The organism is Bythopirellula superficialaquae, from assembly GCF_059632245.1.
Map to the genome: position 1 here is coordinate 1,335,006 of NZ_CP197426.1, position 26,106 is coordinate 1,361,111.

19 protein-coding genes are annotated in these 26,106 nt (G+C 55.5%); 13 read left to right on the forward strand and 6 right to left on the reverse strand.

Annotated elements, in window-relative coordinates:
* The first annotated feature begins 41 nt into the window (after nucleotides 1-41).
* The 5 genes from SH678x_RS05490 (at nucleotide 42) to SH678x_RS05510 (ending at nucleotide 10,305) form a co-directional block, all read left to right on the forward strand.
* Entirely contained in the window at nucleotides 42-2,411 is a 2,370-nt protein-coding gene (locus SH678x_RS05490) for a PSD1 and planctomycete cytochrome C domain-containing protein (protein ID WP_496921881.1), read from the forward strand.
* A gap of 2 nt (nucleotides 2,412-2,413) precedes the next feature.
* Nucleotides 2,414-3,856, forward strand: coding sequence for a DUF1501 domain-containing protein (locus SH678x_RS05495; protein WP_496921882.1), 1,443 nt, complete (start codon nucleotides 2,414-2,416; stop codon nucleotides 3,854-3,856).
* A gap of 9 nt (nucleotides 3,857-3,865) precedes the next feature.
* The gene (locus SH678x_RS05500) at nucleotides 3,866-5,014 is read left to right on the forward strand and encodes a c-type cytochrome domain-containing protein (RefSeq protein ID WP_496921883.1); all 1,149 of its coding nucleotides are present in this window, start codon (nucleotides 3,866-3,868) and stop codon (nucleotides 5,012-5,014) included.
* Between the two features lie 402 nt (nucleotides 5,015-5,416).
* The gene (locus tag SH678x_RS05505; RefSeq protein WP_496921884.1) at nucleotides 5,417-8,224 is read left to right on the forward strand and encodes an efflux RND transporter permease subunit; all 2,808 of its coding nucleotides are present in this window, start codon (nucleotides 5,417-5,419) and stop codon (nucleotides 8,222-8,224) included.
* Nucleotides 8,225-8,268: 44 nt separating this feature from the next.
* Nucleotides 8,269-10,305 (forward strand): APC family permease, encoded by a 2,037-nt coding sequence (locus SH678x_RS05510; protein ID WP_496921885.1) that lies wholly within the window; start codon nucleotides 8,269-8,271, stop codon nucleotides 10,303-10,305.
* 25 nt (nucleotides 10,306-10,330) lie between these two features.
* On the opposite strand, the gene SH678x_RS05515 is transcribed toward SH678x_RS05510, so the two are convergent.
* Both SH678x_RS05515 and motA read right to left on the reverse strand, forming a co-directional pair.
* Nucleotides 10,331-11,017, reverse strand: coding sequence for an OmpA/MotB family protein (locus SH678x_RS05515; RefSeq protein WP_496921886.1), 687 nt, complete (start codon nucleotides 11,015-11,017; stop codon nucleotides 10,331-10,333).
* Nucleotides 11,018-11,055: 38 nt separating this feature from the next.
* A complete protein-coding gene (gene motA, locus SH678x_RS05520) occupies nucleotides 11,056-11,916 on the reverse strand; it encodes a flagellar motor stator protein MotA (protein WP_496921887.1) in 861 nt (286 codons plus the stop codon).
* A gap of 844 nt (nucleotides 11,917-12,760) precedes the next feature.
* Between motA and SH678x_RS05525 the strand changes: the two genes are divergently transcribed.
* The 8 genes from SH678x_RS05525 (at nucleotide 12,761) to SH678x_RS05560 (ending at nucleotide 21,178) form a co-directional block, all read left to right on the forward strand.
* Nucleotides 12,761-13,018 carry a type II toxin-antitoxin system HicA family toxin gene (locus tag SH678x_RS05525; RefSeq protein WP_496921888.1) on the forward strand — a complete coding sequence of 86 codons (258 nt, stop codon included), beginning with the start codon at nucleotides 12,761-12,763 and terminating at the stop codon, nucleotides 13,016-13,018.
* Nucleotides 13,015-13,233: a type II toxin-antitoxin system HicB family antitoxin gene (locus tag SH678x_RS05530; RefSeq protein WP_496921889.1), complete on the forward strand. Its 219-nt coding sequence runs from the start codon at nucleotides 13,015-13,017 to the stop codon at nucleotides 13,231-13,233. The genes SH678x_RS05525 and SH678x_RS05530 overlap by 4 nt, the downstream gene beginning before the upstream one ends.
* A 313-nt stretch (nucleotides 13,234-13,546) precedes the next feature.
* Nucleotides 13,547-14,884 carry an MFS transporter gene (locus SH678x_RS05535; RefSeq protein ID WP_496921890.1) on the forward strand — a complete coding sequence of 446 codons (1,338 nt, stop codon included), beginning with the start codon at nucleotides 13,547-13,549 and terminating at the stop codon, nucleotides 14,882-14,884.
* Nucleotides 14,885-15,009: 125 nt separating this feature from the next.
* The gene (locus SH678x_RS05540) at nucleotides 15,010-16,359 is read left to right on the forward strand and encodes an MFS transporter (protein ID WP_496921891.1); all 1,350 of its coding nucleotides are present in this window, start codon (nucleotides 15,010-15,012) and stop codon (nucleotides 16,357-16,359) included.
* 85 nt (nucleotides 16,360-16,444) lie between these two features.
* On the forward strand, nucleotides 16,445-17,761 hold the full coding sequence (locus SH678x_RS05545; protein WP_496921892.1) for an NAD(P)/FAD-dependent oxidoreductase: 1,317 nt from the start codon (nucleotides 16,445-16,447) through the stop codon (nucleotides 17,759-17,761).
* A 109-nt stretch (nucleotides 17,762-17,870) separates the two neighbouring features.
* Complete coding sequence (locus tag SH678x_RS05550) at nucleotides 17,871-19,331, forward strand: sensor histidine kinase (protein WP_496921893.1); 1,461 nt, start codon at nucleotides 17,871-17,873, stop codon at nucleotides 19,329-19,331.
* The gene (locus SH678x_RS05555; protein ID WP_496921894.1) at nucleotides 19,324-20,784 is read left to right on the forward strand and encodes a sigma-54-dependent transcriptional regulator; all 1,461 of its coding nucleotides are present in this window, start codon (nucleotides 19,324-19,326) and stop codon (nucleotides 20,782-20,784) included. Before SH678x_RS05550 ends, SH678x_RS05555 begins: the two co-directional genes overlap by 8 nt.
* 172 nt (nucleotides 20,785-20,956) lie before the next feature.
* Nucleotides 20,957-21,178: a carbon storage regulator gene (locus SH678x_RS05560; protein WP_496921895.1), complete on the forward strand. Its 222-nt coding sequence runs from the start codon at nucleotides 20,957-20,959 to the stop codon at nucleotides 21,176-21,178.
* Here SH678x_RS05560 and SH678x_RS05565 read toward each other — a convergent pair.
* From SH678x_RS05565 to hisD, 4 genes are all read right to left on the reverse strand, one after another.
* Complete coding sequence (locus tag SH678x_RS05565; RefSeq protein WP_496921896.1) at nucleotides 21,175-22,464, reverse strand: hypothetical protein; 1,290 nt, start codon at nucleotides 22,462-22,464, stop codon at nucleotides 21,175-21,177. The two genes, SH678x_RS05560 and SH678x_RS05565, sit on opposite strands and share 4 nt — an antisense overlap.
* Nucleotides 22,465-22,598: 134 nt before the next feature.
* Nucleotides 22,599-23,417 (reverse strand): TerC family protein, encoded by an 819-nt coding sequence (locus SH678x_RS05570; protein WP_496921897.1) that lies wholly within the window; start codon nucleotides 23,415-23,417, stop codon nucleotides 22,599-22,601.
* 27 nt (nucleotides 23,418-23,444) lie between these two features.
* Nucleotides 23,445-24,515, reverse strand: a complete 1,071-nt coding sequence (hisC, locus tag SH678x_RS05575) for a histidinol-phosphate transaminase (protein ID WP_496921898.1) — start codon at nucleotides 24,513-24,515, stop codon at nucleotides 23,445-23,447.
* A 133-nt stretch (nucleotides 24,516-24,648) separates the two neighbouring features.
* The gene (gene hisD / locus SH678x_RS05580; RefSeq protein WP_496921899.1) at nucleotides 24,649-26,019 is read right to left on the reverse strand and encodes a histidinol dehydrogenase; all 1,371 of its coding nucleotides are present in this window, start codon (nucleotides 26,017-26,019) and stop codon (nucleotides 24,649-24,651) included.
* Nucleotides 26,020-26,106: the final 87 nt, after the last annotated feature.

The following is a 26,106-nucleotide window of genomic DNA, read 5'->3' on the forward strand; positions in this document are numbered from 1 at the left end:
AGAATGCAAGTTCTCGTCCTACACACTTTTCCGAGGTGCGCGTGGCTCGCAATTGTTGGCTATCACTGAAGTATTTGACGCTGATAGCAGTGTTCGTCGCTGGACATTGTGCTTGGGCCAACGAAATCGACTTCAACCGCGACATCCGGCCGATCCTGTCGGAGAATTGCTTTCGTTGCCACGGCCCCGACTCGGGGACGCGTGAAGCCGACTTGCGGCTCGATCAAGCAGAAGCAGCGCTGGCGGATCGTGGGGGTTATGCGGCGATCGTGCCGGGTGACCCGGAGTCGAGCGAATTTTGGAAGCGGATCATTTCGACCGACGACGTCGATCGCATGCCACCACCCGATGCAGATAAAGAACTCAAGCCCGAGCAAATCGAGTTGCTCACCCGTTGGATTAAGGAAGGCGCCAAATGGTCACCGGCTTGGTCCTACGTGCCGCCACGTCGGCATGATGTGCTACCCATCAAGAATGCGCAGGCGGCACGGAATTGGATCGACAATTTTGTGATTTCACGACTGGAGCAAGAAGGTCTTTCTCTCAATCAACCTGCCGATCCCGTGACGCTTGTGCGGCGGTTGTCGTTTGATCTGACCGGTTTGCCACCGTCGCAAGAAGTGGTGGATGCGTTCGTCGCGGATCCAAACGAGACCGCTTACGAAAAGTTGGTGGATCAACTTCTCGCATCGCCCCATTATGGCGAACGGATGGCGATGACGTGGCTCGATCTGGTGCGCTTTGCTGACACCGTGGGCTATCACGGCGATCAGTTGCACAACATTTGGCCGTACCGCGATTATGTGATTCATGCCTTCAATACAAACATGCCGTTCGATCAATTCACGCGCGAGCAGCTTGCGGGAGATTTGTTGCCAGACGCGACGGAAGATCAGTTGATCGCTTCAGGTTACAACCGACTGCTACAAACCTCGCACGAAGGGGGTGTGCAACAGAAAGAGTATCGGGCTATCTATCTTGCCGATCGGGTGCGGAATGTTTCGCAAGTCTGGATGGGGGCCACGGTTGGTTGCGCGCAATGCCACGACCACAAATACGATCCTTACACCGCTAAAGACTTCTATGCCTTAGGAGCGTTTTTCTCCGACATCGACGATGAGGCCCATTTGCGTCCCGATCGTGGTGGTTTGGACACCTCGCCAACGCTTCGTAAACCGGAACTTGAAGTCCTCAGCGTTTATCAACGCGAGCAGCTTGCCAAACTTGATCGGAAAATCTCTGTCCTCAAGATCGATGACCCTTCGCGAGATGCCTTGCAGAAGGAGCGTGATCAGTTGGCCTCGCAAAAATCCCCGACGATGATTTCGCACAGCGTCGAGCCGCGCACGGTGCGCGTGCAAGCTCGTGGCGATTGGCAGGATGAAAGTGGTGCAATTGTCGACCCGGCGATCCCGGAGTTTTTAGGCGAAGTCAACAAAAGTCAGCCAGCTCGTGCTTCACGATTAGATCTGGCCAATTGGTTCACCGATACCGAGCAAGGTGTCGGCGGATTAACAGCCCGGGTGATGGTCAATCGCTATTGGGCGATGCTGTTTGGCGAGGGTCTGGCTCGGGTGCTTGATGATTTAGGCGGGCAAGGTGAACCGCCGTCGCATCCGGAGTTGCTCGACAATTTGGCCGTTGAGTATGTTGAGAGTAATTGGGATACCAAACACATTTTGAAATTGATCGTGATGAGCGACGTCTATCGGCAAAGCTCGCTCACGTCGCCGGAGCTCAGTCAACGCGATCCGCTGAATGTGTTGCTCGCACGGCAAAACCGTTTTCGCTTGCCAGCGGAATCGGTGCGCGACACGCTCTTGGCGGTGAGTGGTTTGCTCGACGAAACGGTCGGCGGGCGAAGTGTGCGGCCGTATCAACCACCGAAGTATTTTCGTTATTTGAATTTCCCCAAGCGGGAATACGAGCAAGATGCTGGCAGCGAACAATGGCGGCGCGGCGTCTACATGCACTGGCAGCGGACGTTTTTGCATCCGATGCTCAAAGCGCTCGACGCCTCGACGCGCGAAGAATGCACGGCTCGTCGGCCGCGTTCGAACACAGCCTTGGCCGCCCTGACGTTGCTTAACGATCCCAACAGCATTGAAGCGGCACGCGGTTTGGCCGCGGAAGTGTTGGCCGCCGATTCTCAGACTACTGATGAGCAGCGAATTCAATTCGCGTTTCAAAAGGCCACCTCGCGGTCCCCGGATGAGACGGAGCGTGGCATCTTGCAAGAGTTGCTCAAAGCAAGTCGCGCGCATTTTGCAAGCCAGCCCACGGCCAGCGATGAATTGCTGGCCATTGGCATGTCGGACGCCGGCGCAGATTTGTCACGCCACGAGCTTGCCGCTTGGACAAGCGTCTCGCGTGCGATTTTGAATATGAGCGAAACGACCACGCGGAATTAACCATGAACCCTTCGCACTTTGCTGCCTACCAACATCAACTCAGCCGGCGGACGTTTTTGTCCCGTGCCGGTTTCGGTTTGGGTGCGACCGCGCTTTCAACGTTGTTGAACCACGATTCGTTGAGCCACGCATCAGCAAGTCCGCAACTGGCGATCCCGGGATTGCCACACATTCCCGCCAAGGTGAAGCGAGTCATATTTTTGTACATGTCGGGCGGCCCCTCGCATTTGGAAACCTTTGACTACAAGCCGAAGCTCGCTGCACTCGACGGCAAGCCGATGCCCGATTCGTTCACCGCTGGCCAGCCAATTGCGCAGCTACAAGGGCAGGTGCTCAAAGCGCAAGGTCCGCTCACCAAGTTTGGTCGCTACGGTCAAAACGGTCAGACGATTAGCGACTTCTTGCCGTTTCATCGCCAGATCGCCGACGACATTTGCATTATCAAGTCGATGGTCACCGAGCAGATTAATCATGATCCGGCCCACACATTTATGAACACGGGTACGGCGATCAGTGGCCGACCGTCGATGGGTTCGTGGATCAACTACGGATTGGGTTCCGACAATCAATCGCTCCCTGGCTTTGTCGTGATGACAAGCGAAGGGGGACGCGATCCGCAGCCGATCGCGCCGCGGATGTGGGGTTCCGGTTTTCTGCCAAGCCAATTCCAAGGCGTTCCGTTCAATTCCAGTGGCGAGCCGGTTTACTACATCAAAAGCCCCGCCGGTGTTTCCGACGATTTGCAGCAGCAAGTGGTCAACAGCGTGCGTGCGCTTGATTCCCACCATCACGAGCAAACGCAAGATCCCGAGTTGCTGGCGCGGCTCGCTGCGTATGAAACCGCATTTCGTATGCAAACCTCGGTGCCGGAACTTTTGGATTTAGCCGACGAACCAGAGCATATCCTCAAAATGTATGGGGCCGTGCCGGGGGACGGTTCGTTTGCCTCGAATTGCCTGCTCGCGCGGCGCTTAGCGGAGCGCGGTGTGCGGTTCATCCAACTCTATCACCGCGACTGGGATCACCATGGCGATCTGGTGAAGCACATGCACACGTGCTGCGGCTGCACAGATCAGGCCAGTTCCGCCTTGATTATGGATCTCAAACAGCGCGGCATGCTGGAAGAGACGCTTGTGGTGTGGGGCGGAGAATTTGGCCGCACGCCGATGTATCAGGGCAAAGGTGGCCCCGGGCGCGATCACCATATCAAAGGTTTTTCGATGTGGGTGGCGGGTGGCGGCATTCGCCCCGGAATTTCCTACGGCGGCACCGACGAACTTGGGTATCATGCCGTTGATAAGCCGGTGCACGTGCGAGATTTGCACGCTACGATGCTGCATCAGTTGGGAATCGATCACAAACGCTTCACATATAAATTCCAAGGACTCGACATGCGGCTCACGGGCGTGGAAGAAGCTCACGTGCTGCACGACATTCTGACTTGAGAACGTATCATGAAACAGTCTTACGCATTTCTAATTGCCTTGCTGGTTGCTGCTCCTGTCTGCGGAGTTGATTTCCAGAAAGAGATTCTCCCCATCTTCGAGGCGCACTGCGTCAAATGCCATAACGCCGACAAGGCGATGGGGAAGCTGAAGCTCGATTCCGCGGCTGGGATCGAAGAAAAGTGGGCGGCGGACGCGCATTTACTCACCAAAGGGGAACCCGATCAGAGCGAGCTCTATGAACGACTCGTTTTGCCGAAAGATGACAAGAAGCGAATGCCCAAGGGGGCCGATCCATTGGATCAAGCTTCTATTGATTTGATCGCCGCGTGGATCAAGGAGGGGGCGGCGTTCACGGCAGCTGTGGCACCTGCCGCTGATTCCCCTTCCGAACCAGCTGCCGAAAAAGCGGCACCCCCTGAGAAACCGGCTTTGGAGCCGTTGCCGCTTCCCGAGGTACCCGCCGCGCCCCAGGAGGCGATCGATCAATTGATCAAGTCGGGGGCCAAGGTGATGAATTTGTACTCTGGGAGCAATTTGCTCGAAGTGACGTTCGTCGTCGCGCCTCAACCGCCAACGGATGAAACGATGAAGCTGCTCGCGGGCGTAGCACCGCAGGTGATGATGCTCAATCTGAAAAATGCGCAAGCGACCGATGCCGGTTGGAGCGAGCTCGCCAAACTGACGAATCTCACGGCGATCAACGTTCAGAATTCGTCTTTCTCTGATGCCGCGGCTAATAATCTTGAGGGGTTGGAGCGTTTGGAGTCGCTCAATTTGTATGGCACGGGGGTGACCGATGCGGTGCTGGAACCGCTCAAATCTTTGCAGCGGCTGCAGAAGCTTTACTTATGGAAAACCCACGTCACATACGACGCCGCCGCTGCGCTAGGCAAAGAGAAGCCGGGTTTAGAATGGAACTTGGGATGGGACCATCCCGTGGTGGCGCGCAAGCGTTTGGAAGAGCAGAAGCAAGATTTCGCTGAACTGCTCAAGCAAACGGAAGCGGAAGCGAACCGTCTCAAAACTGACCTGCAGGTTGCTGAAGAAGCTCATAAGACGGCCGAAGAACGGCTCAAAGAAGTTGAAGATTCGCTCTCTAAACTCAGCGATGAGCCCGCTGCCGAGCAAGAAAAGTCCGCGACGAAGCCCGAATAAGTATGTTTGCGGAATGCCAATGCGGTAAACATCAAGTCTGTAAGTTGTTGTTGGTCAAGCAGTTAATCGACAATTGTGGCAATCGGCTGCTCATTGGCCATCTGGGGACGGACTAGGACCACCGGCATTTTCTGGCTATTTTGGAGAGCTTTCACCCAGCACCTTGCCAACTAGGTGAGGTTTGCGGGCTGTGGGGTCTGGATAACCGCCCCAAACGTAATTTGCTTTGTGCGGTTTATTCCGTCGATGGATACCCTACGCAAGCGGATTTAAGGATAAACGGCCAGCCTCGGCGGGGAGTTCTCTACACGTCTCCGACCCCAGCTTGGTAACTTGCGGACATGGTTTGTAGTTAACACTCGGCGCGATTCACGAAGAAAAACTCCGAAAGACAGGCTTTTGATGAAACGTTCGTTATTCATTCTCCTACTAACGATAGTCATCACGCCCTTCATTTTTTATGGTGCGTTGCGCGCCGTCATAGGCAATAAAAATAACGTCGCCGACTGGCTCCCTTCGAGCTACGAAGAAACCAAACAACTCGGTTGGTTCCGCGAACACTTTGTCGCTGACCAATTTGTCATTATCAGCTGGGATGGCTGTAATCTCGGCGACAAGGATCAGATCGAAAAGAAAGACGATCCACGAATCGCCAAACTTGAAGCGGCCTTACTGAACGTCACCCTCAAGAATCCTGACGGCAGCGAGATTCATTGCTTCAAGAACGTCACGACCGCTCGCGAAGTGCTCAACGAACTGACCGGTCCTCCCACGGAACTCAAATACAACGAAGCCCTCGAGCGGTTGAAAGGCTCGCTTGTCGGATCGAACGGGTCACAAACCTGCTTGATCGCGACGCTCGACGACCAGGCCACCGGTCGTCTGCGTGACGTGATTGGTCGACCCGTCACTCGTAAGCTTTATCTGAGAAAGCGCGTCACGACGCCCTTGTTCCAGGCGCTGGCCGAAGCAGGAATTACGGTCAGCGAAGTTCGCTTGGGTGGGCCGCCGGTCGACAATGTTTCGATCGACGAAGAAGGTGAGCGTACCCTGCTGAAGCTGGCCCTACTTTCCGGTGCGTTTGGCTTGGGGCTCACTTGGTGGTCGCTCCGCAGCTTGCGAATGACATTTGTTGTGTTTTTCTGCGGCATTCTGAGCGCCGTGATGTCGCTCTCTGCGGTATGGGTTTTTGGATCGTCGATGGATGCGATTCTGATGTCGATGCCGGCGATGGTTTACGTGCTCGCCGTGTCGGGGTCGATTCACTATATCAATTATTACCGCGAAGCCATTCACGATGGTGGTTTTGAGGGTGCCGTCTATCGAGCCCGTCGGCACGCTTTTGGTCCTGCTTTCTTGTGCTCGATTACAACCGGTATCGGCCTGGCCTCATTAGGCCTGAGCGACATCATTCCGATTGGCAAATTCGGTTACTTCTCGGCCTTGGCTGTCTTCACGATGCTGATCGTGTTGTTTATCGTACTGCCGGCGATCATGGTGGTCTGGCCTTGGCATCCACCCGAGTTGACCAAAGAGGGCAATTTCACCGAGGACAAGGATAAGAACAAGGTTTCACTCGTCAATCAAAAGGGCCTGTGGCGTGGCGTCGCTCGTGGTATCGAACGCCGTTGGGGCTGGGTGATGACAGGCTCCTTGGCGACGATTGTGATTCTCTGCATGGGTTTGCCGCGGGTTACAACGTCGATCGATCTTTTGAAACTATTTCAGGACGACGCGCAGCTATTGCAGGATTACCGCTGGTTCGAAGCGAATCTGGGCCGCCTGATTCCCATGGAATTAGTGTTGCGGTTCCCTCCCGAATCGCGTCAAGAAGAGTTGTCGCCGAGCGCTCGTCCCAGCCAAGTGGCTAAGACGCTCACCTTTGTCGAGCGGCTCGAGATGGTGGGACGTGTGCAGAATGCCATTCAGGATAAGCTTGGTGCCAAAGGCTCCGATCTTGTAGGCGCCACGATGTCGGCGATGACGTTTGCCCCCGATATGGGGAGCGATAGCAGCGGTTTCGTGAATAACACCGTTCGCTATGTGATCAGCAAAGAGATGGTCGAGCATCGCGCCCAGCTTGAGCGTTCCGGTTATTTGGCGATGGATAACAACAATAATGACGAATTGTGGCGAATCAGCGTGCGTGTGGCGGCATTTCACGATCTCGATCATGGCGCCCTGCAAGCACATTTGCGCGAGGCCATCGATCCCGTGTTGGCGACGCAACAGGCGAGCCTCGTTGCTCTGCGAACCATGGTTTCACAAAACGGCGAAATGCCCACCGGCAGCAATGTGCTGATCTGGACCGACGAAGCACAACGTCAACAGGCTATTGATTTGGCCACGATGTTGCAGCTTAAGCGGATCAAAGTGCAACGCTTGGAAAAGCCGTTCGAACGACTCAACGAGAAGCAAGTCCAGGTACTCAAGAAGTTTGACGGCGTCGTTCTCGCAGCCAATGTGGACACGGCCGATCAGATTCAATTGATTCGCGCGGGCGTAACCGTGTTGGGCCAATTGCGTCCCACTTACAAGGAAGGGGCCGACCATGCCACCGCGGGGAGTATCGTTTACACCGGCGTGGTTCCCATTGTTTACAAAGCTCAGCAAGCGCTGCTCGATAGTCTCGTGGAAAGCACAACTTGGTCCTTCCTGACAATCACGCCGTTGATGATGTTTGTCTGCAAAGGGATCGGAGCCGGGGCTGTGGCCATGTTGCCCAACGCCCTGCCAATCCTTGTGGTGTTTGGCGGCATGGGGTGGCTGGGAATCCCCGTCGATATCGGCTCGATGATGGCGGCGAGTATTGCGCTTGGAGTGGCTGTCGACGACACGATTCACTTTTTGTCATGGTTCCGAGAAGATCTCGAAAAATCTGGCAATCGCAGAGACGCAACCATCGCGGCGTATTCGCGCTGTGCCACACCGACGCTGCAAGCAGCCTTGGTCAATGGACTTGGTCTCTCGGTGTTTGCCGTGAGCAGCTTCACACCGACGGCCCGTTTCGGCTGGCTCATGCTGACGATTCTGATTGCGGGCGTGATCGCAGAACTGGTGATGTTGCCTTCGCTGCTCTTTAGCCCGTTAGGTAAGGCCTTCGAACTTCCCAAGGAAGAAAAGAAACGATGGGTTCCCAAACTTCATTTGGGAACGCGGAAAAAACAGCCCGCCAATTCGGCTTTGGTCGGACAGGCTGCGGAATCGTGATTCCGCCTGTAGTCTTCCCGCGACGGGCGTGGTAATGTACTGCGATGGCCGAAACAGGTTCTGACGAGAACGCGAGTGGTTCCCTATCCGACTCGCATATCACCGAGTCCCAGATGGGACTTGCGGCCTCGACGCACATCTCGGCGTATCGAAAGCTACCTGCTCCTCACACACCCGAGCATCAAACGTTCTGGCTGTGGGTGATGTGTCTGACGGGCGTCGACTATTTCAGCACGATGGGCTATCAGCCCTCGATTGCCTTTGAAGCCACGGGGCGGCTTGCACCGCTGGCCACCATACTGCTCGTCATAGTGACTCTTGGTTGTGCGCTGCCCGTTTATCGTTACGTGGCAGGGCAATCGCCGCACGGCCAGGGTTCGATCGCCATGCTCGAGCGGCTCGCCAGCGGTTGGTGGAGCAAGATCATTGTCTTGGTTTTGCTTGGCTTCGCAGCGACCGATTTTGTGATCACCAAAACACTTTCCGCCGCCGATGCCGCGGAACACATGATTCACAATCCCTACTGGCAGCAACTGCCGGGAATGTTTCAGAGCCAGATGGCTTTGACGCTGGGCTTGTTGGTCATGCTGGGCGGCATGTTCATGCGCGGCTTTCGCGAAGTGATTGGCATCGCGGTCGTGCTCGTCGGTTTTTACTTGGTCCTAAACGTGATCGTGATCGGCAGTGGCATCTTTTATCTGCTCGCTCATAGCGAATTGCTCACCGATTGGTGGACCCACGTGCAAGCCGGGGAGTGGGAGATCAAGCATGCCCCATTTGAAGGAGTCGGCTGGCTGCCGGTGCTGGCGACCTGTTTCATTTTGTTTCCCAAGCTGGCCCTGGGACTTTCCGGTTTTGAAACCGGCGTAGCGGTGATGCCGCTCATTAAGGGGCATGACGATGATGATCCGCATCATCCCATGGGACGTATTCATGGTGCCCGCCATCTGCTGCTCACGGCGGCACTGATTATGTCGACGATGCTCTTTTGCTCGTCATTTGTCGTCTGCACGTTGATTGCTCCCGAAGCTCTCAAAAAGGGCGGTGAAGCCGCGAATCGCGCGCTGGCGTATGTCGCGCATGGCGAATCTCAGTACTTGATCAACCCCATGTTCGGCGAAGTCTTTGGCGGTATCTATGACTTGAGCACGGTGTTGATCCTGTGGTTCGCCGGTGCGAGCGCGATGTCGGGGCTCTTGAATCTGTTGCCGCGATATTTGCCGCGCTACGGCATGGCTCCTAAGTGGGCGGAAGCGATTCGGCCCTTGGCGTTGCTGCTCACGGGCGTGAATCTGGTCGTTACGATCATTTTCAACGCCAGCGTCGAGGACCAAGGCGAAGCCTATGCCACGGGCGTGATGGTACTGATGTCGAGCGCGGCCGTGGCCGTGGTGATCGATAAATGGCAGAAATCGAAGTACGCTGGCCGTCCCCAAATTCCTTGGGGTTACATCGTCGCGATGGCGATCTTTTTGTACACGACGATTGCAATCGTCATCGAAAAGCCGGACGGCATTCGCATCGCAGGCGCATTTATCTTGGCCGTGGTCGTGGGCTCGGGTATTTCGCGCGTGATGCGCAGCACGGAACTGCGTTTCGATCGCTTCGAGTTTGCCGACAATGAATCGCGTCTCTTGTGGGACACGCTGAAATATCTGGACTTCCCCGTGCTTGTGCCTCATCGTCCCGGTCGTCACACGATCGAGCAGAAGGAGCACAGCATCCGCAAGGCGCATCGTTTGGGCGACGACACCCCGATCGTGTTTGTGGAAACCTTGCTCGGGGATCCCAGCGAATTCACGCAAAGCCCCATCATCGCCGTGGTGCGCGAAGGCGAGCGATTTATCATTCGTTTGACGAATTGTGTTTCGATTGCTCACACGATTGCCCTGGTCGCGCTCGAGCTGGCCAAATCGGGTAAGCCCCCCGAGATTCATTTTGGCTGGTCCGAGCGCAGTCCTCTCACCGCGAGTTTGGACTTCGTGCTGTTCGGCGAAGGTAACGTGCCGTGGATGGTTCGCGAATTGATCCGCCGTGCCGAGCCCGATGCCAAACGCCGTCCGCGAATTGTCGTCGGTTAATTAGCCCAGCTCTTAATTAACGCAGCTATCTCAGTTGGCTGGCCAATTGCTGCGTGTCGACGATCTCGGGCAGCACGTGGACGTCGACTCGGGAGTTGAACTCCAGTTCGCTCTTATCCAAACTTTCGGCAATCGGTTCGTTCCCCTCAGCCTGGCTAATGCGGAACAGGTCCGGATCCATTCCCAGGCCATCAAGGAACTCCATAACCGTTGTGCAACGGGCATAGCAAAGATCCCAATGATTCTTGTAAGGGCTGCCCGGTGGGAGTGGGCGACGCAGCGAATGCCCGCGGATTTCAATCCGATTCCGTCGGCCAAGCAAATTGCTTACCGAATGCTTCAAATGTTCGATCTGTTCGGGATCCAGTTCAGCGCTGCCATCCTTGAACAGCACGGTAATCTGTGGCGCATCGTTGAACTGCGCCGTGGCGAAACCGTTGCGCATCCGCCCCGGTTGCCCGCGACCTTCATTGCGCTTTTGGACGGTTGGTGAATAACGGCCGTCTCGTTTGGGTGGATCCTTCTCCGAACCATAGCCACGGCTCGGGGGATCATCCGTTTCAATGGCGAACGGATCGCGAAAATACTGCGCGACCTCCTGCTTCACGTCTTCATTCTGCGACGTGAGCCACATCACCATAAAGAAAGCCATCATCGCGGTCACGAAGTCCGCGTAGGCCACTTTCCATGCACCACCACCGGCACCGGCCATGGGTCAATCTCCAAAAAACTTAAAATACCTACGTGGCGTTAACTCACGTCAACTTGTTTGAATAACTCTTCCATATTTTCACGGGTGGGACGCATTTCCGTCCCGACGCTGCGACGTGCTTTTTCAATGGCCACCTTTGGAGGCAATTCGTTAGCGAAGGCGAGGATCATCGTCGTGATCGTCCGGAAGAACGCGAGTTCCATGTGCCCGAGGGCTTCCATCCGTCCGGCGAGCGGTCCGAAGAAACCGTAAGACAACAGAATCCCCAGGAACGTTCCCACGAGGGCCGCACCCACTTTGTGGCCGATTTCTTCCACGGGGCCATCGATGTGACCCATCGTGATCACGATACCGAGCACCGCCGCGACGATGCCGAAACCCGGCAAACCGTCGGCCGTTTTCATCAACGCCGTCGTGGGGGCATGGTGTTCTTCGGAAATCACAGCAAGTTCTGCGTCAAACAGTTCTGGCAGCAATTCCTTGCGAACCGTGCCTTCCACCAACAGCGAAAATCCACCCGCCACAAATTCACAGACGTGATGATTTTTTTGAATCAACGGATACTTGGCGAAGATCGTGCTCTCGTAAGGATTCGAGACATGCGACTCGATGGCGAGCAGGCCGTCTTTGCGGGAGGTCTTCATCAGGTCGTACATCAAGCTGAACAGCTCGTTGTACATCTTGCGATTGAAGGGCGAACCTTTAATGGCCTGCATGACCCCCTTAAAGAGGTCGACGAGGGTCTTTTTGCTGGACATCACAATCAGCGCGCCCAATGAGGCCCCGCCGATGGTGACGATTTCCGAGGGATGCCATAAGGCTCCCGCATGTCCGCCAGCCATGGAGAAGCCGCCGAGCACGCCCGCGATAACGATAATGAATCCAACGATGACGATCATGAATTAAGGTCCTTGTGGAGAATTCCTTACCAAATTCTCAGTTTTAGTATTGGTCACAGAACGCGACAAAAGCTAAGCGGTGGCCGACCGCAGCCAGTTTGCTCGTCGGCGAGCCACGTCTGTTCCGTTTGCCTAAAAGGTGCGGGTTGGAACGATTGTGCGGCCAGCGATTACTCGTCAATCGGCTCGCTTGCTTGCCTCGCATCTCACAACGAACCAGCCACGATAAACACGAAGTAGCACAAAAAGAGTTGTTGACGCTGTCTCCCCTTGAGCCCAAACGCGCTAGCGTGGGGTTCTTTGACGCCGCGACGAAACGTGAATTCCCAGAACCCGCGGCTAGCCGACCAACGCTGCGCGACGGTGCCCGCGGCTCATTTTGTGTAAGTACTCAGTGGGAGGGGCTAGGGGAAGGTTTACCCCGTCATTCCCGAGAAGTCGGGAATCCATTTTATGTAGGTCAGGCTCCGCCTGACATCAAGGCAATGATCGAAGAGTCAGGCGGAGCCTGACCTACCGCGCAGCGGTTCTCTCCTTCAGCCCAGCACTTGGTGGCTCCTGGCCACTACCCTGGGAAAACATCGCTCCAATAACGCCAACCCTGAAGGGGTTGCAGCAATGACCTTGCTTTGCGGCCTATAACATTTTGCGTTATGATCGTGGCTCTCCGATTAAAACTTACTAGCAGGGAATGCTATGCCGCTATTCTGGAACGAAATCCGCAGCAACGCCCTCGGAAGAAGCCAAAGAAATGAAACTGGTTTCATGCTACTCCAAAGCACTGCTGGGCAAGCCAGACAGTGGCGCCCGGCGACAAATGCACTGTGCGGGAAAGAGTTGAAGTATGAACCCAAGAAAAACTCTGCAGCAGATCCTCGCAGGATCGCGAAATATCCGTTTTGCCGACATGCGGCGATTGATCGAGGCCTTTGGCTTTTGCTTAGCTCGGATTAACGGCAGCCACCATATTTTCACGCATCCCGACATTCCTGAGCTTGTGAATTTGCAAGAAGTCCGAGGACAAGTCAAGCTTTATCAGGTCCGGCAGTTCCTCAAGCTAGTTGAAGAGTATAATCTAAGACTGGAGGACGACACGCCATGAAAGATTTCCATATCAACATCTTCTACAGTGATGACGACGAGGGATATATCGCCGATATCCCTGACCTCAAATCTTGTTCGGCCTTCGGCGCGACACCGGAAGAGGCCCTTCACGAAGTGGAACTCGCCAAGGCAGCTTGGCTCGAAGCAGCGCGCGAAGCTGGCAAACCGATCCCAACCCCCAAATATCGGCCCGTGATTTATGAAGTTGGTTAAGGTCTCACGAAGATTTTTCCAGAGTTGTCAGCACTTGCGTCATGTTGGCTAGAGCTGGTTTCAAAAACCGTGGGCTAGCGCCCTGCGGCTGATCAATCAGCCGAAACGCGCTAGCGTCCGGTTCTTCTTGGTAATTCTGAAATCGGCACTCGTCATCAGCGAAGATGTACGAGGCTAACAACCGCGGCTCAATCTGCGTTGTCACTCCACCTTGAAATCGGTATCTTGGGGGCAAATTGCTCGTCCCGCCTTCTTTGACCTTCCCCGCGCCAGGTGACCCACGGGTGGCTGGCTCCCATGTATCAGGTGGCCCATGGCTGAAAGCAAGCGTTTGACCCCCGTCCAATGGCTCGTCTGCGTGATCGCGGCGATTGGCTTTGCCTTTGATATCTACGAACTGCTGATGCTGCCGCTCATTGTGCGGCCGATGCTGCTGGAGCTGGTGAACGCCGCGCCGGGCACGCCGGAATTTGAAATGTGGGTGGGGCGGCTGTTTTTCATACCCGCGATTGCGGGCGGATTGTTTGGACTCTTGGGCGGTTATCTGACCGACGTGTTGGGGCGGCGGCGGGTGCTGACCTATAGCATTTTGCTCTATGCGTTTTCTGCCTTCGCGGCGGGGTTTGCCACTTCGATTGAAATGCTGTTGTTCTTGCGGTGTACCACGTTCATCGGCGTGTGTGTTGAGTTCGTAGCCGCGGTGGCCTGGCTCGCCGAGTTATTCCCCAACCCCAAGCAGCGTGAACAGGTACTTGGTTACACGCAGGCTTTTTCTTCGGTCGGCGGCATTCTGGTAACGGCCGCGAACTATTTGGCGGTCCAGTATGGATCGATGTTGCCGGCCATCCATGGAGGGCATGAAGCCTGGCGGTACACGTTGATTTCCGGAGTCTTGCCGGCGCTGCCCTTGATTATCATCCGCCCCTTCCTGCCGGAGTCCCCCGCTTGGGCAGCGAAGAAAGCGGCCGGCACACTACGACGACCGAGCATTCGCGAGTTGTTTGCACCTCAACTGCGCAGGACAACAATCGTGACGACGTTGATGTTTGCCTGCAGCTACGGTGCGGCCTTTGGAGCGTTGCAACACACGCCGCGGATGGTGGCGTACTTACCCCAAGTGAAAGAGATGACAGCCGGCAAACCGGTGCCCGAACAGAAACGGATCGAGCAAACGGTTGCTTCGAAAGTCAACGCGTACCAGGAATTCGGCGGTTTGCTCGGACGGTTTCTGCTCGCGTTCGCGGCGGTGCGAATCGTAAGTCGACGAGGGTTATTGCGGATTTTCCAAATTCCGGGCTTGTTCTTGATACCGCTGGTGTTTTATTTCCCCGCGCGCGAAAACTTAGATTTGCTGCAGTGGGGCATCTTTGCCTGTGGGTTGGTGACGGTCGCCCAGTTCAGCTTTTGGGGCAACTATCTGCCGCGTGTTTATCCGCTTCATTTGCGGGGAACCGGGGAAAGCTTTGCCGCCAATATCGGTGGCCGCATGATTGGCACTTCCGCAGCATTGCTGACGACGACGCTCGTTGCCTACATGCCGCAAAAATCTGTGGCCCTGGCTGCATGTCTGGTGGGAGGTGGCGTTTATTTGCTGGGAACGATTTTGTGTTTCTGGTTGCCCGAACCGGCGGCGGAGGATTTGCCGGAATAAAAACAGCGAGAAGAACATTGATTTCGCTTTCCAGCGGTTTTTTCTCGCGCGAATACTGAGTAAGGTAGTGGCATCGCACGCTGCGACTCATCGCATTTTCAGAATCGCTTATCAAAGGTTGACTCATGTCCGAGCGACGTTGGTACACCCATCTCACGCCGTATCATTGGTTCGTATTCATCATCGCCAGCGCGGCGTGGTTTTTTGATTGCTTGGATCAACGCTTGTTCTCGCTGGCGCGGGTTGATGCGCTGACCGATCTGACACGGGGTATTGAGGGGGCCGACGTCCAGGCCCTGGGCAAACAAGTGACGGCCTACTTCCTGATTGGTTGGGGCATCGGCGGTTTGATCTTTGGTGCGCTGGGCGATCGCTATGGCCGAGCCAAGATGCTCACCATTACGGTGCTGATTTATTCCTTCTGCACGGGGATGAGCTACTTCAGTCGCACGTATTTCGATTTCGCACTGGCACGCTTCCTAACCGGCCTCGGGGTAGGGGGGGTCTTCGGTTTGGCCGTGGCCTTGATCGCCGAAACGTTGAGCGATCAGGCCCGCTCGGGCGCCTTGGGTTGGCTGCAAATTCTGTCGACCGTGGGCAATCTTTCCGCGGGTCTCGTGCTGACAATTATCAGCAGCCTCGAAACGCAGGAAGTGATTGAAGCCGGGAGCGGTTGGCGGTGGATGTTTTTGGTGGGAGCGCTGCCTGCGCTGATGGTGGTGTTCACTATGAAGTATTTGCGCGAGCCCGAGCCTTGGCTCGCGGCGAAAGCAGAAGGCCGCTTGCCGCAAGGAAACATCTTTGCGCCGTATCGCGATCTGCTGCGCGATAGCCGCTGGCGCAAGAACCTGATCGTCGGCGCATTGATCTCATCGGCGGGTGTCATTGGATTGTGGGCGATTGCTGAATACGCGATCGATTTGCAAACAAAAGTCTTCCGCGAGCATTTTTTAAGCGAGAAGTTGCCCGAGGCGGAGATCCCTCAGGCCATCAACAGCGCCAAGGCGACGGCCTACACGCTGCAAATGATTGGTGCCGCGGTGGGAATGTGGTTTATGACAAAAGCCTGCATTGTCTTAGGCCGCAAGCCTGCGTTCGCCATCTGGTATACGGGCGCGTTCTTGGTCACTCTGTTTACTTATTGGGTCATGAGCTCACCCCTGCAAGCCTACATATTGATGCCGCTGATGTGGTTTTTTCAATTGGGGGTCTTCGCTGGGTTTGCGATCTATTTGCCCGAACTGTTTCCCAGCAGCATGCGGAGTACGGGGACCTCGTTTTGCTACAATCTTGGCCGCTTCGCTGCCGCGGGGGGGAGTTTCTTTTCCGCCAAATTAGCCACGGACCTCTACGCGAGTGATGTGCCAGGACTGCAGGAGCGATATGCGGCCATGACCATGTGTGCGATCTTTTTGATTGCTCTGTTCACGCTGCCGTTCGCCCCGGAAACGAAAGATCAACCGCTGCCGGAATAGCGATCTTGCTTTGTGGCGATTATGAATACCTGTTATGCTCGGGCCTGTTTGACAGGATCAATTTCTCGAGCCCAGCGGTTTATGCATGAGTGATCATTCAGTCGTTGCGGAATTGCCCCGCCGAGTTGTTATCATCGGTGGCGGATTCGGCGGGCTTCAGGTGGCCATGGGGCTGAAACGCGCACCCGTTCAAGTCACGCTCGTTGATCGCCGCAACTTTCATTTGTTTCAGCCACTGCTCTATCAAGTTGCGACCGGCGGCTTGTCCCCGGCGAATATCGCGGCCCCCTTGCGCGGCATCTTGTCTGGCCAGCGCAATTGCCAAGTGCTGATGGGCGAGGTCAAAAATATCGACCTCAACAAGCGGCGGGTTCTGGTCGAAGATCGCGAACTGAGTTACGACGTTCTCGTCGTCGCCGCCGGAGCGACGCATAGTTACTTTGGTCATTCTGAGTGGGAGAAGTTCGCTCCCGGTTTGAAGACGATCGAAGACGCTACGGAAATTCGGCGGCGGTTGATTTCAGCTTTTGAAGCAGCCGAACTGACCAATGACCATGAGGTGCGGCATCGGCTCTTAAATTTTGTTGTCGTTGGCGCGGGGCCCACGGGGGTGGAGCTTGCGGGGGCATTGGCAGAGATTGCCAGACATAGCCTCAAAAAAGATTTTCACGACATCAATCCCGCCGAAGCCAATGTCGTGTTGATCGAAGCCGGCGAGCGTGTCCTGGCGGCGTATCCACCAGAACTTTCTACGAAGGCGTTGGAGTCGCTTCACAAATTGGGGGTTTCGGTGCGATTGCGAACCGCCGTCGAGCAGGTTTCGCCGGAGGGCGTGACGTTAAAAACAGAGAGTGGCAGCGAATTCTTGGCGACCGACACGGTGTTATGGGCGGCGGGGGTGCAAGCTTCGCCCTTGGCGAAGATGTTGGCCGAAGGCTCGGGAGCGGAACTCGATCGCGCGGGACGGATCAAGGTGCAAGCCGATTTGTCGCTGCCTGGTCAGCCGGGAGTTTTTGTCTTGGGAGACATGGCCCACTGCGAGGGAGCCGATGGCAAGCCATTGCCCGGCGTGGCTGCGGTTGCCATTTCGCAAGGCAAGTTTGTGGCCAAGCTCATCAAAGCCCGCCTCGCGGGGAAGCAACCGCCGACATATCGCTACCGTGATCTGGGAAGCCTTGCCACGATCGGCCGAAGCGCCGCGGTCGCCGATATAGGCAATCTTCACTTTTCAGGCTTTCTGGCCTGGCTGATGTGGCTGTTTATTCACTTGATGAAAATCGTCAGCTTCCGCAATCGCGTGCTTGTCTTTTTCCAATGGGGTTGGAGCTACTTTACCTACGACCGCTCGGCATGGCTCATCACGGGAAACGCTCCGGAGACGGAACCCGAAAATCCTAGCTAACGGCTGTCCAAATCCTGCACACCGTTCGTTCAAAAATGCAGTAAAATGGCGGTATGGGCTTTGCTTACACAAACGCCACGGTCATTTTCGACGGGATTGGAACACACGCATGCGCTTTCCTTTGATCTGGCGGATTCTTGCGCCCACCTTAGCGGTGAGCATGTTGCTGCTGGGCGTCGGTTTGGCAGCGGCCATTTATGCGTATCGGTGGAATGATCGTGTTTCGTTGTTGCTCGACAATCGTGTCACGGCGGTGCTCTCCACTCAGGAACTCGTGTTGGCGATTCGCGATACACGTCATGCCTTAAGCCGTTACGATGTCACCAAGGATCGAGAGTACATCGATCTGGCCAAGACGGCGATCATGGAAGCGAACGAGTTATTGCCGCGGGTGTCGGCATTTTCGTCTGCGGAAGATGCTGACGATTTGATTCGCATGAGCAAAACAATCGCTCAGACTCAAGAAGGAATTGATCAACTCATCGATTCCAAAAATGTTAATTCCGATACCTTACGTCGATCGATAAGTGTGGGTGAATTGGCCACGGCTCAGGAGTTGTTGGATCGCCGCCAAGCAGCGGTTTCGGAAGAAAGCCGGCAGAACCGTTTGAACGCCGACCGCATTGGGATGAGCTTGGCCATTCTGGGATTATGCGGGGCAGGGGCAGGCTTGCTCGCAGGGTTCGGCATGGCCCGTGGTATTTCCCGCTCGATTGAACAACTCGGCGGATCGGTCCATTCGATGGCCGAGACGATCTTTCAAAACGGCGAGGCGCAGCTTCCGCCTCCGACGGGCATTCATGAGTTACTCGCCACGATTGGCGATATCCGCCAGAAAACCGTGGGCATCATGGACGAGCTCGAGCAATCACGTGAAAAGGCGACTCGTTCCGATCAACTGGCGGCGGTCGGTCAACTTGCGGCTGGGATCGCCCATGAACTTCGCAACCCACTCACGGCAGTCAAGTTGCTTGTCGATGGCGCAGTCGAACAAAACGTGCCGTTGCGTGGCGCGGAATTGCAGGTCTTGCAGGACGAAGTCGAGCATATGGAGCAGATGACGCAATCGTTTCTCGATTTTGCCCGCCCACCGAAACTTATCCGACAATCATTTGATTTGAAACAAGTTGTTGAACAATGTTTGGAACTTGTGAGGCGGCGGTGCGAGATGCTGGATATTGCCATCGATTTTCAGGTCGAGCCGATTTCCGTTGTGGGAGATTCGCAGCAGTTGCGGCAAGTGATTTTGAATCTCTTACTCAATGCCATTGATGCGCAGCCGGATGGCGGAAAAATTCAAGTCAATGTCGTTGAAGACTTTAATGAAGCAGCCTGCCATATCGAGATCGCCGATGAAGGGTCGGGAATAGCAGAAGAATATCAAAATCGCATCTTTGATCCGTTTGTCAGCACCAAGGAAACGGGAATGGGATTGGGGCTTGCTATTTCCAGACGTATTGTCCGTTCGCATGGTGGCGAGATTACGACCGCAAAACAACCCAACCGCGGAACGATTTTTCGGATTGATTTACCACTGAGTGAAGTACCTGAAGGAGCCGCGCGTGTCTGAATCCACTTTGTTGGTCATCGACGATGAAGCTGGGGTGCGTTTCAGCTTGAAGCGGACGTTGACAAGTCAGGACGTCAGCGTCGAAACGGCTGAAACCGGGCGTCTGGGACTCGAGGCACTCACCAAAAAGTTGCCCGACGTGGTGCTGCTCGATATTCGTCTTCCGGACATGTCGGGACTCGATGCATTAATAGCGATTCGCAAGATCGATCAGCGGCTTCCCGTAGTAATGATCACGGCCCACGGCACAACCGACACGGCTATCGAAGCCACCAAACGCGGAGCATTTGATTATTTGCTCAAACCGTTCGATTTGCCGACGTTGCGAACCGTTGTGCAGCGAGCGCTCGAATCGAGCCGCCTAACACGTCGGCCTGCCGTTGTGCCGAATGCTGACAATGCCGCGGTGGTGGGGGACCGGATAGTCGGTCGTAGCGCCGTAATGCAGGATGTTTTCAAAGCGATTGGCCGCGTGGCGGAATCTGACATCAACGTCCTGTTGTTGGGCGAAAGCGGCGTCGGCAAAGAGTTAGTGGCGCGGGCCATTTATCAACATAGCCGCCGCTCGGCGGAGCCGTTTCTGGCGATCAACTGCGCGGCGATTCCCGAAACATTATTGGAAAGCGAACTCTTCGGACACGAAAAAGGTTCGTTCACGGGGGCCGACCGCCAACGTATAGGCCGGTTCGAGCAAGCCTCGGGGGGCACAATTTTCCTCGATGAAATCGGGGACATGAGCCCCGCGATTCAAGCCAAGGTGTTGCGACTTTTGCAGGATCAACGCTTTGAGCGCGTGGGTGGCAGCGAAACCATTCAGGCGGATGTCCGCGTCATTGCCGCCACGAATCAAAATCTGCCCGAGCTGGTGGCAGCGGGTCGTTTTCGACAGGATTTGTTTTACCGGCTCAACACCTACACGATTTTAATACCGCCGCTGCGGTCAAGGCTCGATGACTTGCCGTTGCTAGTCGAGCATTTCGTCAAGGTTTATTGCCCCGTGGTGAGTAAGCAGGTCACCGTGTCAGCTCCGGAAACTTTGGAACAGCTCGCTAGTTACCCCTGGCCGGGAAATGTCCGCGAGTTGCAAGGGGTTATCAAGACCGCTCTGGTGAATTGCACCTCTGATGTGCTCACTCCCGATTGCCTGCCGGAAGCGATCTTGCATCCGCTCGAAGGGGGAACTGTCGGTGGGGTCAATGATGATGCCGTCTTGGACTTGATGAGTTATGTGAAGCGCATGATTGCCAACGGCGATCACCATCTCTATCGTAAGGTTCAATTTGCCGTGGATCGGGCCGTGTTCCGCGAAGTGCTCGATGCGGTGGGCGGGAATCAAGTGGAAGCTGCCCGTATGCTGGGCATTTCTCGCACGACACTGCGGGCGAAACTCCAGAACATGCATGACATATCGCGCGCCGAAACGGAATCAGTTTCTGAACAGCCTGGCCAGTAATTGGACACGTTTGGTTGGGGCAGAAATTCCAAGCCTCCCAAACCGTGTGTTTTCTCGGAAGAATCTGATCGCCGACAAAATTCTCTCCATCGGAACGCCACTTGCAAGCACTTTTCATGGCATGCTTGAGTGTTGGGCTGCTCGTTGACGAGAGTGCCGTTTGGGGAGTTTTATGATTGTCTTTCGACGGAAAAAGCACGATCAGATCGTGATCGGCGGCGACATAGTCATCACCGTGATGCATATTCGTGGTTCACGAGTCAGCTTGGGGATCCAGGCCCCGCAGGGCGTTAAGATTTTGCGCAATGAGCTCGCACCCCACGAAACAAACGTTTCGATGCCACTCGCTGAAGGCATTGAAGCCATCTCGTCGCCAATGCCCGCCGTGAATTAACGGCGGTATTCCAAGCCGAATTGCCAGCCGTGATAGAGCACGTCGCGGCTTTGGAAATCTTGGCTAAAGAACGTGTCGGCGGCTTGTCCGACGCCGTCTAGGAACATCACCTGATAGCCACCCTTGAGTGCTAGGCAGGGTGTTAGCTTAGCAGACGCCCACAAGCTGGCTTCGCCAAGGAACGCGATTTCAGTGAATGTTCGTTCGGTTCTGGTGCTTGTGACCGTGGTCGTTTCTGAAAATTCGTTGTCGGGCGCGGTCGCCAGATCGTCTCCCGTGATGACGGTTGTCACGTTGAATTCCGTGTCGCGACGTTTGATTTCATTGTGGTAAACGCCAGCATTGGCAAAGCCGCTCACGCTGAGCCAGTTGCTTACCTGCCAGCCATCGCGTAGCCCGCCCAACTGAAAGCCAATCAAATGATTGTCGAGCACAGTCGTCGTGCCGGTATCGACAAAGGCCGCAGGAGCTGCGGGGGGATCGGCGGGGACAGGAATCACTTTGTCGACGATCGTAAAATCATCGAGCTCCTCGTCGACCTGCATGTAACGAACGCCGGAAAAAAACTTCCACGCGTTCGGCACGCGGGGGAGGAAATTGAATTCGACCGAATTCCAGCGGCTCATCAAATCGATGCTGCGGGTGGAGTCGGCCACGGGGGAATCGGGAAACTCGAGTCCCGCGTCCCATTCGTTGATGCCTTCATAGCCGACTTGCATGCCCCAGCCGTGGCTATTGTAGGCCGTGGCGAATATACGTGCCCCTGGCGCGTAATCGTATTGATCGATCACCGATGGAGTGCCCCCAACGTCATTAATGATGGGTCCCAGATCGGCATCCTCGCGGAACATAATCAGGCCGGTTGCTTCAATGCCCCACCGGGGACCGACACACCAATTGTCGCAAGCACCAGGTCCTTCAAACCAAGGGAAGGTTTTGGCCGTGCAACTGCAGCGATCGCAGGGGCCGCAGTTGCAAGATCCTCCACAGCTCCCGCCACAGCCCTGGCAGCCACCCGTGACCACACCAGTGCCGTTTTGCACGGCCTGGTATTGCTCCCAAAGAACGGAGTTGGCAGTCGTATTCTCCGCCGCATCGACGACTGGCTCGGGCACGTATTTGCCTTGGCTCCCTTTTTCGTACGGAGCAAAGGGATCGGGCTGCGGCAACAGAGTCTGGGCATAGCCGGTTGTCGCGCCGCTCAGAGCGCACAACAAGAAAGCCAGCAGCGGGTAACGCAGGTGGATCACGGCGAAGCGGGGTGAAAGACACGTGGCGGTCGGCACGCATGCGACTGGGTCAGAGCGCACGCAGGCCGAATGGGGTCAACGTATCCGTAAAATCGGCTCCCGCTCTGGTGGGGCCCGACCAAACTTTCCACGACGCGCAGCGCTTACGCGGTTTACCTAAAATGTGCTAGCTAATGCGCTGCCGCCTCGGCCTTTTGACGTGCGGATGCCACCTTGAGATTGAGCATTTCCACTCCCAGCGAAAACGCCATGGGGGCGTAAATATAGCCACGCGGAATATGCGTGCTCAGGCCTTCGGCAATCAGCACCACGCCGATCAGAATAAGAAACGCCAGCGCCAACATTTTCACGCTGGGGTGCGCATTCACGAAATGCGAAACCGGGCCGCTGAAGGCGATCATCACGGCAATCGCGATCAAGACCGCAGTAATCATGATCGCCAGTGGTACCCAGTGGTGGGTGTAATCTTCTGGACGGACCATTCCCACGGCGGTTAGCACGGAGTCGATGGAGAAAACAAGGTCGATCAAGAGAATCTGCACCAACACCGCGGCAAAACTCGCCGGTGCTTTTGCTTTTGAACCGACGGGGTGCGGTTCCAATTCATGTCCGATTTCCCAAGTCGACTTGGCTAATAAGAAGGCTCCTCCCAAGAGCAAAACCAAGCTCTTGATGGTGATCCGCGTGGTGGTGGGTTGTGGTGCAGCCGTCTCACCGGCAGCCGCGACGTGTTCGTCACCCCAATAGAAGGGGAGTTCAAACAGCGTCGTTTTGTCGAGCGTGATGATCCACGAAATAGCAAACAAGAGCGCGATCCGCCCCGCCGCGGCGAGGAGCAAACCAATCATGCGGGCTTTGGGCTGCTGCTCGGCGGGAAGTTTGCCCGAAAGAATCGCCAAGAACACGACGTTGTCGATTCCCAGCACGATTTCCAAAACCGCAAGTGTGGCCAGCGAGAGCATCGAAGGGACGGTAAACAATTCTTCCATGAGAGTACCCTCGTGTTAGTCGATCGATTAAGAATTCACCAAAGGCTGTAAGATCGTCAAAAAAGCATCGATCTGCTCATCATTGCCCACCGTGATGCGTAATCCGTCACCCCAGTCAGGATAGTTCATGTAGCGGACCAACACGCCGGCTGTTTTAAGATCTTCGTAAAGCTGTCGGCTTGGCTTGGATTCGTGTTCGCACCACACAAAGTTGGCCTGCGAATCAACGCACTTAAAGCCTAGCTGCCGTAGCGAAGCGGTGAGGCGCGCGCGCGTGGCAAGGATCATTGTGCGTGTTTCGACGAACCAGGCTTGGTCTTCCATCGCCGCGGTCGCCCCGGCAATCGACAAGGCATCGCAGTTGTAAGAATCCTTCACTTTGATGAGTTCGCGAATGATTTGTGGTTGGGCGACGAGATAGCCGAACCGCAAGCCCGCGAGCGAGTACGATTTGCTCAAGGTCCGCGAGACCATGATTTTTTCGTTCTTGGCCACGAGCGCCATGCAGTTCGTGTCGGCGAAATCCACGTAAGCCTCATCCACCAGCAAAGGGCAGGGGAGAGCGTCGGCAAGTTTTTCCACATCAGCGGGCGATACCATCGTTCCCGAGGGACTGTTGGGATTGGCCAGAAAGGCAAGCTTCAAACCCTCGGTGGAAGCGGAGAAATCCGTGCCGAGTGACCAATCATTTTGGAAATTGACGACATCGACTTTGGCACCCTGAATCTCAGCGAGCGACTTATACAGCACATAGCTGGGATTCGGATAGCGCAGCACGTCGCCCGAATCAACAAGGGCTCGGGTGACAATCGTGAGGATATCGTCGCTGCCATTGCCGCAGAGAATCCACTCGGGCGTAATGTCGGGTAGATCGCCTTTCAAAAGGTCGCACATCTGCAACCGGAAGGCGGTCGCCATCGGATCGGGATAACGCTGCAAACCCGCCTGGCAGACCCGTCCAATCGCCGCCTTCACCTTGGGAGAACACATATAAGGGTTCTCGTTGGTGTTGAGCTTAATAAATTTGCTCACCCCTTGTGGCTGTTCTCCAGGGACATAGCCCTGCATCGCGACAATATTCGGTCGAAAATAATTCATTGATTTCTTTGAACACAGATGAACACGGATCAAAATGATTCACGCGGATAATTAATTTGATTTCACTCTTAATTTAAATCACTAACGAACATCTAATCTGCGATCATCCGTACAATCTGCGTTTATCCGCGTTCTATTCTTGCTCTTGTTCTTTTGGTAATCGCACGAGGACACTCTTGGCATGACCGGTGAGGCCTTCCTTCTCGGCCATCCGCAACACATCGGCCGCGATGGCTTCCATGCCGGCTTGATCGAATTGGATCACACTGTTCGATCGCAAGAAACTATTCGAACTCAACCCGCTGGCAAAACGCGCCGTGGCACCGGTGGGCAAGACATGTGATGGTCCGGCGGCGTAGTCGCCAAGCGCGACGGGAGTATAAGGACCAATAAAGATCGCTCCCGCGTGTCGGATTTCACTCGCCAGATCGTTGGCATCTTCGCAGGCGATATGCAAATGTTCGGTGGCCAATTTGTTGGCAAGCTCAACGGCTTCGGCCCGATCCTCAACCAGCACCAACGCGCCAAATTCGTTGAGAGATTGACGGGCGAGTTCGCCACGTTCGAGCACGGCCAGTTGCTTGGTGAGTTCCGCGGCCACGCCGTCGATCAAATCCGCGCTCCAGGAAAGTAAAATTCCTGAACCGGGTGCATGCTCAGCTTGGGCAATCAAATCGGCTGCAATGAACTCTGCAGGAATCGTATCGTCGGCGATGACGACGACCTCACTAGGGCCGGCAATCGAATCGATATCGACGCTGCCAAACACAAACTTCTTAGCGAGCGCCACAAACAGATTGCCTGGGCCGACGATCTTGTCGACCTTCTTGATCCCATCCACTCCATAGGCCAGCGCGGCGACGGCTTGTGCGCCACCCACGCGATAGACTTCGGTGATCCCGAGTTCATGACATGTGGCGAGCAAATCTTGGTTGTAAGCGCCAAAATCTGTTGGTGGTGCAACGATGGCGAGTTCTTTCACACCGGCCGCTTGAGCAGGGACAGCCGTCATCAAGACCGTTGAGGGATACGCCGCGGCTCCCCCCGGCACGCAGATCCCCACGCGATCCAATGGCACATAACGCTGCCGCAGATTGCCACCTGCTTCGAGTTCCGTCCAAGCATCGTGATGGAGAATCGCTTGCTGAAATTTCAGAATGTTATGGCGAATCCTGCGAATCGTTTCTAGAAAAGTCGGATCAGCTGCCTCATGGGCCAAAGCCAATTCTTCTGCTGAAACTCGTAGCGTGTCGGCCGTCAATTCTTTACCGTCGAACTTGTGGGTGTACTCCAGCACGGCCTCGAGTCCCGTCGCGCGGACTTCGCGGCAAATTCGTTCGACTGTTTGCTGCGGCGAGAGCGGCTCGCCGAAAACTTCGAGCGTCTTTTGCCGGCCTGCTTCGCTCACGACGTCGCCGTCGGCGGAGAGCTTTTTGCGCAGGGCCGTCAATTCCTCGGCGGCGCCGGCTTGGCTGGTGTCGATGCGGCGGATCGCGAGTTCCATGGTGGTTCGTCGGTGAAAGTTGAGTTTGCCCGTCCCGAGCTGGGTTTGCCCGCCAGAGAAGGACACGAGATAATCACCGGCGGCTCA

Coding starts and splice junctions, on each gene's coding strand:
- SH678x_RS05495 (WP_496921882.1), top strand. CDS start 2,414: ATGAACCCTTCGCACTTTGCTGCCTACCAACATCAACTCAGCCGGCGG.
- SH678x_RS05500 (WP_496921883.1), top strand. CDS start 3,866: ATGAAACAGTCTTACGCATTTCTAATTGCCTTGCTGGTTGCTGCTCCT.
- SH678x_RS05505 (WP_496921884.1), top strand. CDS start 5,417: ATGAAACGTTCGTTATTCATTCTCCTACTAACGATAGTCATCACGCCC.
- SH678x_RS05510 (WP_496921885.1), top strand. CDS start 8,269: ATGGCCGAAACAGGTTCTGACGAGAACGCGAGTGGTTCCCTATCCGAC.
- SH678x_RS05515 (WP_496921886.1), bottom strand. CDS start 11,017: ATGGCCGGTGCCGGTGGTGGTGCATGGAAAGTGGCCTACGCGGACTTC.
- motA (WP_496921887.1), bottom strand. CDS start 11,916: ATGATCGTCATCGTTGGATTCATTATCGTTATCGCGGGCGTGCTCGGC.
- SH678x_RS05525 (WP_496921888.1), top strand. CDS start 12,761: ATGAACCCAAGAAAAACTCTGCAGCAGATCCTCGCAGGATCGCGAAAT.
- SH678x_RS05530 (WP_496921889.1), top strand. CDS start 13,015: ATGAAAGATTTCCATATCAACATCTTCTACAGTGATGACGACGAGGGA.
- SH678x_RS05535 (WP_496921890.1), top strand. CDS start 13,547: ATGGCTGAAAGCAAGCGTTTGACCCCCGTCCAATGGCTCGTCTGCGTG.
- SH678x_RS05540 (WP_496921891.1), top strand. CDS start 15,010: ATGTCCGAGCGACGTTGGTACACCCATCTCACGCCGTATCATTGGTTC.
- SH678x_RS05545 (WP_496921892.1), top strand. CDS start 16,445: ATGAGTGATCATTCAGTCGTTGCGGAATTGCCCCGCCGAGTTGTTATC.
- SH678x_RS05550 (WP_496921893.1), top strand. CDS start 17,871: ATGCGCTTTCCTTTGATCTGGCGGATTCTTGCGCCCACCTTAGCGGTG.
- SH678x_RS05560 (WP_496921895.1), top strand. CDS start 20,957: ATGATTGTCTTTCGACGGAAAAAGCACGATCAGATCGTGATCGGCGGC.
- SH678x_RS05570 (WP_496921897.1), bottom strand. CDS start 23,417: ATGGAAGAATTGTTTACCGTCCCTTCGATGCTCTCGCTGGCCACACTT.
- hisC (WP_496921898.1), bottom strand. CDS start 24,515: ATGAATTATTTTCGACCGAATATTGTCGCGATGCAGGGCTATGTCCCT.
- hisD (WP_496921899.1), bottom strand. CDS start 26,019: ATGGAACTCGCGATCCGCCGCATCGACACCAGCCAAGCCGGCGCCGCC.